Below are 14,949 nucleotides of genomic sequence, written 5' to 3'. Positions count from 1 at the left end.
TCGTTATTCGGTTCGGATCGATTTTATAGGATTGTCCGTCGCGGTTTTGTAGCAGCGCAGCGTGATGACGGCGACGACGATAATCAGCACGATAGCCGGCGCCATGAGGAAGATCCAACTAGGGATCGGTGTTTTATAGGTGAAGCTTTCGAGCCATCGTTTTACGACGATATAGGCCGCAGGCGCCGCGACCGCAAAGCATATCAATACGATGCGGATGTAGGTTTTGTTAAACATCCGAAGAATTTCGCCGGTTTGGGAACCGTACACTTTACGTAGAGCGATCTCCTTGCGCCGGCTGGAGGTTTCGAAATGGATGACTCCGAAAACCCCGGTGATCGCAAGCGATACCGACACCAGGCTGAACAGGAAAATCATTTCCGAAAGGTTTCGTTCCTTCTGATATAGGTTGCCCAGTTGTTCTTCCATGAATTTTACGTCGGGAACCTGCCTCTGCGGACTGAGTGTCCGGTAGGCTTCCCTGATGAAAGCGATAGCCGGTCCGGGATCGGGATTGTTTATTTTGACGTACATGCAGTACAACGGCGACGAACGATCGTATACGATCAGAGCTATCGGTTCGATGGAGTAATGCAACGGTTTATCGTGGTAATCTTCGACGATGCCGACGATTTCTCCGGAATATTCCAGCCAGTCGGGGACGGTTATGTCATAAAGTTTTTTTGCCGTTCGGTTGAAAATAAGGGCGGGAGCGTCCCTCTGCTGGTCGGTCTCCGTGAAATCCCGTCCTTCGACCAGGTGCATTCCCATGAAAGAACAAAAATTCGGCGCAACCCCCATGAGTCGAAAATCGATTTCATCGTTTTTATAAAGGCGGTTGCAAAACGTTCCGCTTTTGCTGACGATAAAAGTGCGGCTGAGGGTTACGTCGGCGATGTCCGGATTGCTTTTCAGTTTATGGATCAACGGGTCGGCCGATCTGCCCGCTAACGGGCCCAGATCGAACGTTACGATATTTTCGCGCGGCAACCCGATGTCGAATTGTCGAATATAGCGGTTTTGAATATGAACCGCCAGCGCAACGATAATTAGTATCATCGAGATGGAGAACTGAACCGCAATAAGGACGACGCGTAGTTTTTTACCCGGCCGGGAGACGGAGAACGTCCCCTTCAGCGCCAGGGCGGGTTGCAAGGATGTAATGTAAAAAGCGGGATAGATTCCTGCGATAAAACCGGTCAGCAGTGCGATTCCCGCAGAAATCGAGATCAGGCCGGGATAGTCGCCGGGCGAGATTCCTCCGGTAATCAGCGAAGATAGGTTCGTTTCTTCCAGTGCGTGAACGGTGAGTACGGCCAGCAGGAACGAGACTGCCGTCAGGCAGACCGCTTCGGCGATCAGATTGATCCGCAACTGCCGGGAGCGGCATCCGAATACTTTTTGCGTATTGATACTGCGCATGCGCGCCGGAGCCTGTGCGATCGTGAAATTAATGAAGTTGATAACCGCGATCAGCAGGATCAGCAGGGCAACCGTCAGCAGCGAATAGGTGGTGTTGCGGTTTCCCCCTTCCTGGGAGATCGTTTCGTTGAAGAAATAGAGGTCGTTCAATCCGACGAGCCGTAGCCGTTGGCTTCTTGTCGAGTCTTCGTCATACGTTTTCGCATAATTCCATACGAGGGGTAGCAGATCCTGTTCGATTCGGCGGATGTCGGCATTCTGTTTTACCCGGACGAAATAAGGGGTCGAACAGTTGTTGAAATCTTGGAGCAGCCGCTCCTTCAGGTCGGTATAGACATCGTTTTTCAACGAGGCGTTTTTCGGAAAATCACGGTATACGGCGACGATCGTAAATTGGGCGGCCTCCCGGTATCCTTCCGACTTGGCAATGGTTTGCCCGACCGGGTTTTCGCTGCCGAAAAGCTTTACGGCCAGCGAATGGGGAATAATCGCCGCGTTGGGTTCGGAAAAGGCGTTTAGGTCGCCGGAAAGCGTTTCGAATCCGAAGACATCCAACCAGGATCGCGAAACGAGCGAAAAACCGGCGGCGATAGCCGACTCCGGCCCTCGTTCGGGCCGAAAGAACGGAACGTTGGGATCTCCGTGTTGATACGATAGGCATCCGCCCGTTTCGATTCCGGCTGATGACCGGAGCAGTTTTTCGGCCAGCGGCCGGGGCAGCACGGTGCCCAGATCGCCGGATTGCGGTACTTGAAAACAGAGCCCGTATATCCGGTTGGCATTCGGGTAGCATCGGTCGTATCCGAGTTCATACCATACCTGCATCATGATGAGCATGAACGAAGCGAACGCAACGGTAAGTCCGGCTATGTTCAGCAGGGCGGCTGTTTTGTTCCGGGCGAACAGGTTGACTAAATTTCGTAACAAGATTTTCATGACTTTGTATCGTTTTGTGATAATTATTCTTTCCGGATCGAGTCGGCCGGGTTTTCACGGGCGGTACGGTAGCACAATAGCGAAATGGTCGCGACGGTAATCGACAGCACGAGCGATAGGGCCGTGCCGAATATCCACGGATCGATCGGAGTCCGGTAAGCGAACCGTTCCAGCCACTTGTCGCCCGCGTACCACGTTATCGGCGTCGCGACGGCGAAACAGATCAGAATTATCCGTATGTATCCGGCATTGAACATGCGCAGGATTTCTCCTGAGGTGGCGCCGTGTACTTTCCGCAGCCCGATCTCTTTGCGGCGGTACTGCATGTCGAACAGCACGAGGCCGAAGACTCCGACGACCGATATGAGGATCGACAGCAGGCTGAACAGGGCGATCTGTTTCGAAAAAAGGGCTTCTTTCCGATACAGGTTGCCGATCGCTTGATCCATGAAAACGATGTCCTGAGCCCGGTTTCGGATGTCGAATTTCCCGCCCGTTTCCCGGATGTGCCCGATGACGGCCGCCAGATCGCCTCCGTTGACTTTCACGTAAACGACGTTCAGCGGAATGCAGTCATTGATTCCGAACAGGCAAAAGGCGGCCGGTTCGATCGCGTATTGCAACGGCTGGTAGTTGAAGTCCCGGACAATCCCTGCGATGTCGTCCCGGGCGGTGAAACCGTGGATCGTGCTGTTCGGCTCTATGCCGTATTTTCTTTCGGCCGTTTGATTGAAAATGAACGTATTGTTTTCTTTCAGACGGTCGGTTTCCCGGAAGTCGCGCCCTTCGGCAATCTCCATTCCCATGAACGACAAGAAATTGGACGCTACGCAATAGACGCAGAATTTGCTTGTTCGATTTTTGTAAACGGACGAAAGCCGCATCGGAGGGGTGCGGTCGACGAGTTGGCCGAACGAGAAGGTGACGTCAGCGATGGCGGGATGGCTTTTCAGCATGCCGGCGTATGCGTCCGGTTGTTCGCTCGTTTTCGACGATACGGTCGTTATCAGGATGTTTTGTTGCCGGAAGCCGAGATCGTGGCTTTTCAGAAACCTGTCTTGCCGGTGAATGAGCAGGGCCGCTGCGATAAAGCCGATAGTGACCATGAACTGTGTTGCAATCAGCACGGTGCGCAGCCGTTTCCCGGTACGGGTATTTCCGAAATTTCCCTGGATCGCGAGGGCCGGATTGAACGAGGTGCTGTAAAAAGCCGGGTAAAGTCCCGAAAGTATCCCGGTTGTCGAAGCGGCGGCCAGCGAGATCCAGATCGCAGCCGGATTCTCGCTCGGCGAAGCGATTCCGTTCAGCAGATTCGCCGACAGCGGAGACAGCCATTGTACGATGCACAGCGCCAGTAAAAATGCAACCAGCGTTGTCCCGACAGTTTCGGCGATCAGATTGCGCCGTAATACGGAAGTTTTGCATCCGAAAATCTTACGAGCGTTCAGGCTTCGTACGCGGGTCGGTATCAGTGCGATCGCGAAATTGACCGAATTGATGGCGGCGATCCCGAGAATCAGAATGGCGGCGGCGATCAGCGACAAGGTGGTCGCGCGACTGCCTTTTTCGTGGGAGTCGCTGATGCAGTCCGTCGCATAATATACGTCGTGCAGGGTATGGAGCCGGATACGTTTCGTCGAATCGCCGTCGGTCTCCCGGATTTTCCGGGTCAGATCGGCCTCTATTTTCGCTTTGTGTCCGGCATCGTTCGCCACGATATAATACATGATGTCGGAGATGGTAGTTTCGAGCGGACGAACCGTGTAGACATCGTTTTTTACGGATGAATTCTTCGGAAAATCCCGGTAAACGGCGACGATTTGTAGCGGTTTTTCGTAATTTTCCGGAATCAGCGTTTTGCCGACGGCGTCGCCGTCCGGAAAGGCCGTTTTTGCAAAACTTTCCGGAACGACGGCTGTGCCCGGTTCGGAAAGCCTGTCCGGATCTCCCCCGACATACCGGAAACCGAATACCTCCGGCCAGTTTTCCGTGACCTGTATGCACCGGATCGGAAACCGTGTCTCCGACTCGTCGAAAACATTGTTTGAAAACCATCTCAGTCCGCCTTCCCCTGCGATGTCCGGAACGGATGCGGTCATTTGTTCGACGGTCGAAAAGTCGTTGCCGATCCAGGGTGAAAAGACGGTGGCGTTGTCCGCTGCCGAACTGCGTTCGATCCGGAAAATCCGGTCGGCGTTTTCGTACTGCCGGTCATAGCCCAGGTCGTAGTCGACCTGCATGACGATTAGCATGAACGAGGCGAGCGCGACGGTCAGTCCTGCGAGGTTCAGCAGGGCGGCCGCTTTGTGATGCCGTAGCAGGTAGAGAAAGTTTTTAAAAAAAATCATCGGGTGATCTATTGTGAAAGGTTACTCTTTTTTGATCGAATTGACCGGGTTTTCGTTGGCCGTTTTGCGGATTTTCAGGACGGTGATTGCACAGATCAGCCCGGCGACGGCTATCCCGCAAACGATGTAGATCCACAAACTCAGCGGTACTTTAACGGCGAAGCGTTCCAGCCAGTGTCTGCCTTGCAGGAAGGACAGGCCGAGCCCCGCTACGATGCCGGCGCATACGGTGTATTTCAGATCGGATGCTATCAGCCGGACGACGCTGCCCGGAGTCGCTCCGTTCACTTTGCGGATGGCGATCTCCTTGCTGCGGCGGCGGATTTCGTCGTTGATGAAGCCGAGCAGCCCGATCAGGCTTATTGCCAGCGTAATGAATACGCCGACGAATATCATGTTGCGCAACATTCTTTCGTTGTAATAGGCATTGAGCGTCAGGTCGTCGTAAGCCCAGATCCGGATATCCTGTTCCGGCGCCAGGGTTTTCAGCTTTGCGGTCAATGACGCGATATTTTCCGGCGTGATCGCATCGACGCGGATCTGAATGTCTTCTATGCCGTTCTGGTCGTTCATACAGAACAGGGCCAGCGGTTCGATGCCGGCGCGCAGTGTCGACGTCCGGAAATCCCGGACCACGCCGATGACGGTGCAAGGGGTCGGGCTGCCGAAGAAAAAACTGTTCCCGACCGGATTGCCCTGCCAGCCCATTTTTCGCACGAACTCTTCGTTGACGATCACCTGTCCCTCGGTGGGCATATTTTCAAAGTTTTCGCCTTGCTTCAGTTGGATACCCATCGTGGGTATGTAGTCCGGTGAAATCACGTCAAGACGCGTGACGAAGAGATTGTTTTTCTGATCGTCCTGAACAGGGTTTCCGGAATACCCTCCTTCGAGCGGGTGGCATCCCGCTCCGATTCCGGTCACGAAAGGCAGCGACAACAATTCCTGCCTGGCGGTTTCGTACTGTTGGATGTTTCTGCCCGCCAGAGCCTCGGTATGAAGCATGTTTTTCGTATTGTATCCCGGATTTTCCCGCAGCATCAGGTCGTATTGCCTGGCCACCGTGACCAGCAGCGAAATCAGCAGTGTTACCGCAGTAAACTGGATCAGCAGTAATGCCTGCTTCCACAACCGGTTGCTCGGCGAATAGCGCCGGTAGGCGGTCGTGACGGGAATTCTTGCGAGCAGATTCGCCGGTACCAGCCCTGCCAGCAGGAATACTCCGGCGACTATCGGGATGATATACCTGAGATTATATCCGGAGAAAAGCATTTTCGGAGTCGCTCCGACCATTTTCTGGATGGTGTCCCGCAAACCGAACAGCAAAGCGATGACGAACAGGAACGAAATCAGGATCAATAGGGACGTTTCGCTCATCATGATGCTGAAGATGTCCGATTTGCGGGCTCCGTTACATTTGTGCATCGCCATGGTCCGGCCTCGTTCCGGGAGGGAAGAAAAGTTCGACAGGACGTAATTCAGCGCCGATACGAACAGGATCGCAACGGCGAGCAGGATCAGCAGTTGCGTTGCGTTTTTAACGTCGGGTTGTTGCGCGTAAATGTCGGTCATCGGATTGAAAAAATATTCGATCTTGAACCCTTGCGCGGCATCGCCGGCATAATCGTAATACTTTTGCAGTACGTCCATGATCCGCGGTTCTATCGAATCGGGAACGGCTTGGGGAACGAGCCTTACGTACCCCGTATAACTGTCTCCGCCGCCCCATCCCGAATTCCGGCGCATTTTTTTTACGTTGTCGAACGAAACGATTCCTTCACATCTTACATCCGTATTATCCGGCAGATCCTCGAATATCCCGGCTACCCGGTAATGGGTTCCGGTCGCTTCCTCCAGCATTTGTCCGATCGGGTCGGCTTCGCCGAAGATCCGTCGCGCCGTTTTTCGGGAAAGGAACAGGTTGTCCGGATCCTGAAGAGCCTGCTCCGGATCGCCGGACAGGACTTCGATACTGAACAAGTCGAAAAACGCCGTGTCTGTACAGGCTATGTTTATCTCGAAAGGATGTTCGCCGTGTGTCAGCAAAGGGAAATGCCGGCAGATGACCGTAGCGGTTTCGATTTCCGGGAATTCGTCTTTCAGGGCCGGGGCGACGGGCGCCGATATGTATCCGGCCCTGATCTCCCGGTCGGGCAGGGTTACACGTTCGTCCACACGGTAGATCCGTTCTGCGTCGGGGAACGATTTGTTGTAAGATTCCACATAGACGATTTTTGCCAGGAACACCCATCCGAGAAACAACCCCATTGTGATGGATATCAGCTTGATTACATTGTTTCCACGCAGTTTGAGCAGGTATTTGAAGGCATAGGAGAGCGTTTTCATAATCGTTCGGGGTTTAGATGTTTTTCGGATTATTCTTTTTTAATGGATTTTACCGGGTTTTCGCAGGCTGTCCGCCGTGTTTTTAGGATGACCGTTACGGCGATGATCGCGCAAACGGTCAAGCCGCATCCGGCGAACAGTCCGATGTTCAACGGCGTCTTTGTCGCGAATCGAAGCAACCAGTTGCCCCCGATCAAATACGCTCCCGCGAATCCGGCGACCAGCGCCGCCAATGTGATCCATTGCAGGTCGCGGGCGATCAGCCGGACGATGCTGCTCGCGGTCGCTCCGTTGACTTTGCGGATGGCGATTTCCTTGCTGCGGCGCTGGATTTCATTGTTCGTATAACCGACCAAGCCGATCAACGAGATCAGCAGCGTGACGATCACGCCGACGAATACCGTGTTGCGAAAGTGCAACTCGTTTTCGTATTGCGCCCGGATGACTTCCCGGTAGATATCGACGGTAATATCCGTCGAGGGGAACAGATTCGTCAGGAGCTTGCGAATTTCGGAGAGTTTTTCCGGGGTAATCCCGTCGAGTTTTGCGATCAGGATCGGGCTCCCCGTCGCCGGCATCAGCACGGAAGGGTGTATGACGGAGTTCGGTTCCCGGATCAGCGGCTGGTTGTAGAAGTTTTCGACCACTCCGACGATCGTGCGCGGAGTTTGGAACAAGAGTACCGTTTTCCCGATCGGGCTGTCGGTCCATTGCATTTTTTCGACCAACTCTTCGTTGACAATGATTTCATTGCCGGCCGGGTCGGCGCCGAAATTACGGCCCGATGCCACCCGGATCTCCATTGCCGGGATAAAGTCGGAGTCGACGCCGTAGGCGAAAATATGCACGCCCCTGCCGGTGGCCTCTTCCGAGATGTTGTCTCCCGAACATTCATATCCGGGCAGACCCGACGCGAAACACACAACCTGTACGGCCGGGAGCTTCCCGAGCTGGTGTTTCAGCATGTCGGCCTGTGCCGGGTCGAATCCCGGAAACCGGACAAAGACGAGATTCTCGTAACGGAACCCCGGATCTTTATGAAGCACCAGGCGGTATTGCCTGACGACGATCGCCAGCAACGTGATCATCAGGGCCGCGCATCCGAACTGGATGAAAAGCAGGAATTGTTTCCACAGCCGTTTGTTTAGCGCATAGTTACGGAATGCCAGCGCGACCGGGATCGACGAGAATATTTTGGCCGGGATGACGCCGGCGATCAGGAACAGCGGGATGATGACCGCCAGCGTTTTGGTCAGATTGCCGGCCGTGAAAATAGCGCTGAAAGGGGGGGTTATGATTTGCTGGATCGGTTGCCTGAATGAAAAAACGAGAAGAACGGCCAGCAGCATCGACAACAGGATCAGGATCGCGGTCTCCGAAAGCATCATGCCGAAAATGCCGGAAGAGGTGTTGCCGTTGCATTTGTACATTGCCATTGTCCGGGCGCGGGTGGCCAGCGACGAGATCGAAGCCAGCGCGTAATTCATCGCCGCGACGAGCAGCACGATGAAAGCCAGCAGGCTCCGGATGAAGACATGATGACGGACGTCGGCATTGTCCCGGTGCAGTTGCGTTACCGGATACAGTCTGTAAAAGACCTCGTCCGTATCTGCGTATTTCCTGCAGATTTTCCGTAAATCTGCATTGACCGAATCGGGGTTGGCTCCCGGAACCAGTTTTACGTATCCCCTGAAACAGTCGGTGCCGCCCCATTTCATATTCGGCCGCCATCCGTTGATGTCCGTGAACGGGGCGATGTTCCTCAGCGGAATCAGCGCATCGAAACTCAGTGTGCTGTTTTTCGGAAAATCCTCGAACACGCCCGCCACGGTGTAAGGGGCGGACTTGTCGTAAAAGACGATTTCCCCGACCGGATTTCGCCCGCCGAACATCCGTTCCGCACAGCTTCCGGATAGGAAAATATTCCGGTCGCTCAGGAATCCGCTGCGGAGATCCCCTTGAGTCAGTTTCACTCCGAAAAAATCGAAAAATACGGAATCGGCGTGGTACAGTCCTTGGAAAACGTGAGGATGATCCTCGTAATAAAAGGGACGTAAATTGCGTTGGGGGAAAAACATCGTGCCTGAGACCGTTCCTGGCAGCTCGTCGCGCAGAACGGACCAGGGCTCTCCGAACAACCCGTCGGCCACGTCGTCTTCATTTTCGCCGACCCATACGAACCGGGCCTGGTAAATGCGGTCGGCATCCGGATAAAAACGGTCGAAAGAGGTGTCGAAAGCTACCTGCGACAGCAGAATAGCGCCTACGACCAGCCCGAGCGTCATGGACAGGATACGGATCAGGTTGTTGCCCCGGTTTCGGGTCAGGTACCGGAAAGTGTAGATCAGTCGCTTCATGCGGATTCTTCGGTTTGACAGTTTCTGTGTAATATGACGGGGCTATCGAAGGATCAGCACGTCGTTGTCGCCGTAGGTTTCGTAACTCGAAACGATTACCTTTTCGTCCGGGTCGAGTCCTTCGGTCACTTCGTAGAACTGCGGATTTTGCCGTCCGATCTTGATTTTGCGTCGGAAAGCTTTTTTACCGTCTGCCGACAGGACGAATATCCAACTGCCTCCGGTGCTCTGGTAGAATGCCCCGCGCGGGATCAGCAGCGCTTGGACGGGTTGTCCGAGTTCGAGGTTGATGTAATAGGTCTGTCCCGACCAGATGTTGTCGGGGCGCTCGCCTTCGAAATGGAAATCGATCTTGAATTGTCCGCCCTGCACTTCCGGGTAGACCTTCGAGACTTTCAGACCGAATTCGACTCCCTGCCGTTCGAATTTGGCGTCCAGGCCGGGATGCACTTTATCGAGGTAGTGCTCGTCGGGCGTCGCTTGGATTTTAAAGTCGGAAAGGTCGTTGATTTGCCCGACTTTTTGACCCGCGCCGATCGACTGTCCCAGTTCGACGTTCAGTTGCACCAGTTCGCCGTCGATCGGAGACTTTACTTTCAGGTTTTCCACCCGCTGGCGGATCAACTCCATGTTTTTGTTCATGTTCTCAACGTTTTCTTTCAGGTGATCGATCTGTACGACACGGGCCAGCGAATCCTGCTTCTGGCGTTCGATAATCAGTTCTCGGCTGCGCTCGACCAGCTCGTAGTCTTCTTTGGCTTGCAGGTATTCCTCCCTGGCGATCAGCTTTTCGTTGTACAGCTTTTCTTTTTGTTGGTACTGCCGTTTTTTTCGCTGGATGTCGAGGTCGGTCGCGAATTGCTCTTTTTGCTGGTTCAGCCGATCCTGTTCCATCTGGATCTGTGCGTTCCGCAGGGCGTTCACCCGGTCGGCCAACTGGGACTCGCTTTCCAGTACCGAAGCGCTCAGGTTTTGGTTGCTCAGCGTCAGGATCACGTCTCCCTCTTTGACCGTGTTGCCCTCTTCGATGTTCCGCTTTTCGACCACGCCGCCCTCCAGCGGAGAGAGTTGCAGGATCGTGATCGGCTGCACGGTGCCGTTGACCCGGATATAATCGTTGAAAAGGTCGTTTCTGGCCGTCCCGACGGTGATCGTGCGGCTGTCGATCACCAGCGTCGAAGAGTGGTCGCCGAGAATCAGCCACAGGATGAAGAGGAGCAATACTCCTCCCAGGATGTAGGGAATATGTTTTTTCTTGAGACCTTTTTTTTGCTTGAGTTGGATGTCCATAGATGATTGTCGTTTTTATTGATTTTCGATTTCGGAGCGTGTTTAGTGAACCTGCTCGATCAGCGGGATTCCCTGGTAATAGCGGATCAGCCGGTATTGGATGACGTACTGCAGTTTGACGTCCAGCAGGTAGGATTTTGCCTGCTGCACCTGCGTGGCGCTGGTTTGCAGTTCGAGCGAACTGAGCAGCCCTTCGTCGTATTTACGCTGGACGGCCCGGTGCGCCAGCGTGGTCGCGCTGACCTGTTTGGCGGCTTGCAGGTACTCCTTGGCGAGTCCGTTGCAGCGGTCTACGGCTTGCTTGATCGAACTTTGCAGCGCACGCAGCGTTTCCGCGTTGTTTTGTTCGGTGATGCGAAGATTGTTCAGGTTCCGGTTGACGTTGGTACGCCGCGCCAGACCGTTGAAAATGGGGATGCTCAGCGTCGCCGAAATGTATCCGCCTCTTTTGTTTCGGAACTGGTAGCTGAACGGCGCCGGAGTGGACTGTTTATCGCTATAATAATTGGTATGGTACTCGGCCGACAGGCTGACCGACGGCAAGAGGCGTCCCCGGCTCATGGCATAGTTCAGCTTACTTTGCCGGAGTTGATAGTCCGCTATCCGGATCGACGGATGCAGAGTTCGCGCCGTGGCGAACACTTCGCTTGCGGATTCCTGCGGAACGTCGTCGATCATGTTGATCGCCGTGTCGATTCGTAGCGAGTCTTCCAGGGGGTAGTTCATGACGTTTTTCAGCAATGTCCATGCGTTGGTCAGGTTATTCTGCTGGTTGATCAGGTTGGCGTCGTTCGTGGCTACCTGCGCTTCGACCTGCGCTACGTCGGCGCTGCTTCGCAGTCCGAGCTTTTCGAGTTCGCGCGCTTTGAACAGGTTTTGGCCGCTCTCCTGCAGTTGTTCTTCCGCAATGGTGACCAGTCCCATGTAAAGAATCACGTTGAAATAGCGTTCCATCACCGACAGCGAGATATCGTCGTGTACCTGTTGTTGATACTCCTTGCCCAGTAGCCGTCCGATCTTGCTCGACCGGACGGCGTTGATCGTGGCGAATCCGTTGAAGATCGGCATTGACGCCGAGAGCGAATAGGCATTGTTAAACGAAGAGTTGTTGACGTAGACGTTGTCGTCGTTGATCGAACGGCCGAAATTGGGCGTAGCGCTCACGCTGCCGCTGATCGACGGCAGCATGTTCGCAATGGCGTTGATATAGTCCTGTTTGTAATTGTCGTTGCTGTATTGCTGCCGTTTGGCGCTCGGGCTGTTCGCGATGGCATATTGCATGCAGCGCTCCAGCGACCATGTTTCTCCCTGCGCGAACGAATATGTAAAGAAAACAGACAGTATAATGGTAAAAAGCGATTTTTTCATCGGCCGTTTGGTTTGTGTGTTTTATTATATAATAAAATACCAAAATCGTACCTTTCCCCGAAACCGTTTGTTTGTCAGGTTTTTGTCCGGTGTCTACTTTTGTTTGTGTGTCTATTTATTTTACACGGATGTCTTTTTTCTTGACAAATCCTGTCGGAAACCGGAAATATTGCTTTATCTTTAGAGATCGATTAAAAAAAATCCGTATTTCATGGTTAAGCAGGGGACGGTATTGGTCGTCGACGATAACAAGGGCATACTGAAGGCGCTCGGATTATTGCTCGATAAGTATTTTGACAAAGTAATCCTGATTTCCTCGCCGAATCGGATCGCCGGGACGTTGTGGAACGAACGCGTGGACGTGGTGCTGCTGGATATGAATTTCTCGGCCGGAATCAATACCGGGAACGAAGGGATCTACTGGTTGTCGCAGATCAAAAAGGCGGATGCCAACATCCAAGTCGTCGTGTTTACGGCTTACGCCGATATCGACCTGGCTGTCCGTGCAATCAAGGAAGGCGCTGCCGATTTTGTCGTAAAGCCCTGGGAAAACGACAAGCTGATCGCCACGCTGCTTTCGGCCTACAACCTCGGAAAATCGAAAAAAGAAGTCAAATTTCTGAAAGGAATGCGGCAGGAACTCTCTTCCGCAGCACCGATGTTCTGGGGCGCTTCGCAGTCTATGCGACAGGTTCGCTTGCTGGTGGACAAAGTGGCGGCGACCGATGCCAATGTCCTGATAACCGGGGAGAACGGGACCGGGAAAGAGGTGTTGGCGCGTGAAATACACCGCCTCTCCTCGCGGGCCGCCGAATTGATGGTCACGGTCGATATGGGCGCGCTGACCGAATCGCTGTTCGAAAGCGAGTTGTTCGGTCATGTCAAAGGCGCTTTTACCGACGCCCGCACCGATCGGATCGGCAAATTCGAAATTGCGCGGGGCGGAACGCTGTTTCTGGACGAGATCGGCAACCTGTCGTACCATTTGCAAGCGAAACTGTTGTCGGCCATCCAGAGTCGCAGCGTCGTCCGGGTCGGAAGCAACCTGTCTGTCCCGACCGACATCCGCCTGATCTGCGCGACGAATCGAAACCTGCCGGAAATGGTGACGCAGAAGCAGTTCCGCGAAGACCTGTTGTACCGGATCAATACGATTCATATCGAGATCCCGTCGCTGCGCGAACGAAAAGAAGATATCCTGCCGCTCGCCGAAATGTTTCTGTCGAGGTATGCGGCGAAATATCACAAACAGGGGCTCGGAATCGACACCGGCGCCCAGAAGAAACTGAGGGACTATCCATGGCCCGGAAATATCCGAGAATTGCAGCATACCGTTGAAAAAGCGGTGATTGTCTGCGAAACGGAAAATATCGCGGAGGACAATCTGCTGATGGCATCGCCGCAGGTTTCGGCCGCTCAGCCTGCCGTTTCGACTCTGGAGCAGATGGAACGGGACATGATCGTCCGGGCCATCCGGATAAACGACGGCAACATGTCCGCCGTCGCGGCTCAGTTGGGGATTACCCGCCAGACGCTATACAACAAGATTAAGAAATACGAACTGTAACGGTATGTTCAAAGGCTCGGTTTATAAACTCTGCGGATTGTTGATCCTGCTGTTGGGATCGGCCGCGCTGATTACCCTGGGCATTCTGTCCGGGAAATTTTTCATGCTGTTGCTGGGCTTCGCGTTGTTGGTTTGGGGAATCGCCGGACTGTTCCGTTTTCATTTTCAGAGTATCCGTAAAATGACCTTCATGTTCAATTCCATCGAAAACGGCGACTATGCCTTTAAGTTTACCGAGTACGAGGGGCCGGTCAGCGACAACTTGCTGAACCTTTCGCTGAACCGGATCAAGAATATTCTGGTGAAGGCCCGCACGCAGGCCGTCGAACAGGAAAAGTACTACGAGCTGATAATGAACAGCATTCATACGGGGGTGATCGTTATTAACGATGCGGGGAACGTTTATCAGATCAATCAGGCCGCTTTACAGTTGTTCGGATTGCCGCGACTGAACCACGTTAACCGGCTGGCGGTGATCGACGGTTCGCTACGCGATCTGTTTTTCAACCTGAAAGCCGGGGAGAAAAAACAAACTTCTTTTTCCAACGAACGCGGCGTCGTCCATCTTGCGATCAACGTCTCGGCGATGAAGGTGCGTGATATGTCGCTTCGGATCGTGGCGGTCAACGACATCAACAACGAACTGGACGAAAAAGAGACCGAATCGTGGATACGGCTGATCCGGGTGCTGACCCACGAAATCATGAATTCCATTACGCCGATCACCTCCTTGAGCGATACGTTGCTGAAAATGGAAGGTTCGATGAACGAGAAGGTGCGGGAGGGGATCGAAGCGATCGGTTCGACCGGCAAAGGATTGATCGGGTTCGTGGAGTCTTATCGGCGTGTGACTCGGATTCCGACGCCGCGGCTCCGGTCGTTTTACGTCCTGCCTTTTTTGGAACGCATCGTTACGCTGATCCGCCATGATACGGCCGACCGGGCACTCGATATACGTATCGGGGTAGAGCCTGAAGAGCTGCTGTTGTATGCCGACGAGGATATGATCGGGCAGGTCGTGCTGAACCTGCTGAAAAATGCGGTTCACGCTTTGCAAGGCCGGACGGACGGGACGATCCGGATTGCGGCGACGGGCAGCGAATCCGGCGAAATCACGCTTTCGGTGACGGACAACGGATGCGGTATCCCGCCCGAAGTCGCGGCCAACATTTTCATGCCGTTCTTTACGACGAAAGAAAACGGGTCGGGGATCGGTTTGAGCGTGTCGCGACAGATCATGCGCCTGCACAACGGGAGCATCTCGTTGAAATGCTCCCGTCCCGGCGAAACGACCTTTAAATTGTTATTCAGTTAG

At 53.8% G+C, this 14,949-nt stretch carries 8 protein-coding genes; 2 read left to right on the top strand and 6 right to left on the bottom strand.

Annotation, left to right across the window (positions count from 1 at the left end; genetic code table 11):
• Positions 1–3: 3 nt before the first annotated feature.
• From PGR91_RS11070 to PGR91_RS11045, 6 genes are read right to left on the bottom strand one after another with little or no spacing between them, the layout of a single operon-like run.
• On the bottom strand, positions 4–2,358 hold the full coding sequence (locus PGR91_RS11070; RefSeq protein WP_118656912.1) for an ABC transporter permease: 2,355 nt from the start codon (positions 2,356–2,358) through the stop codon (positions 4–6).
• Between the two features lie 23 nt (positions 2,359–2,381).
• A complete protein-coding gene (locus tag PGR91_RS11065; protein ID WP_118656910.1) occupies positions 2,382–4,706 on the bottom strand; it encodes an ABC transporter permease in 2,325 nt (774 codons plus the stop codon).
• Positions 4,707–4,727: 21 nt separating this feature from the next.
• Positions 4,728–7,052, bottom strand: a complete 2,325-nt coding sequence (locus tag PGR91_RS11060) for an ABC transporter permease (protein WP_118656908.1) — start codon at positions 7,050–7,052, stop codon at positions 4,728–4,730.
• 29 nt (positions 7,053–7,081) lie between these two features.
• A complete protein-coding gene (locus tag PGR91_RS11055; RefSeq protein WP_118656906.1) occupies positions 7,082–9,409 on the bottom strand; it encodes an ABC transporter permease in 2,328 nt (775 codons plus the stop codon).
• Positions 9,410–9,451: 42 nt separating this feature from the next.
• Positions 9,452–10,699 carry an efflux RND transporter periplasmic adaptor subunit gene (locus PGR91_RS11050; protein WP_118656904.1) on the bottom strand — a complete coding sequence of 416 codons (1,248 nt, stop codon included), beginning with the start codon at positions 10,697–10,699 and terminating at the stop codon, positions 9,452–9,454.
• Between the two features lie 42 nt (positions 10,700–10,741).
• Positions 10,742–12,067, bottom strand: a complete 1,326-nt coding sequence (locus PGR91_RS11045) for a TolC family protein (RefSeq protein WP_101573279.1) — start codon at positions 12,065–12,067, stop codon at positions 10,742–10,744.
• A gap of 211 nt (positions 12,068–12,278) precedes the next feature.
• Here PGR91_RS11045 and PGR91_RS11040 point away from each other — a divergent pair, with 211 nt between their 5' ends.
• Positions 12,279–13,634: a sigma-54-dependent transcriptional regulator gene (locus tag PGR91_RS11040; RefSeq protein WP_118656902.1), complete on the top strand. Its 1,356-nt coding sequence runs from the start codon at positions 12,279–12,281 to the stop codon at positions 13,632–13,634.
• A gap of 4 nt (positions 13,635–13,638) precedes the next feature.
• Positions 13,639–14,949, top strand: coding sequence for a sensor histidine kinase (locus tag PGR91_RS11035; RefSeq protein ID WP_118656900.1), 1,311 nt, complete (start codon positions 13,639–13,641; stop codon positions 14,947–14,949).

Origin of the sequence: Candidatus Alistipes pullistercoris (assembly GCF_027665465.1) — a bacterium.
GTDB classification, from domain to species: Bacteria; Bacteroidota; Bacteroidia; order Bacteroidales; family Rikenellaceae; genus Alistipes_A; species Alistipes_A hominis.
This window is presented reverse-complemented; position numbering and strand designations above follow the sequence as displayed.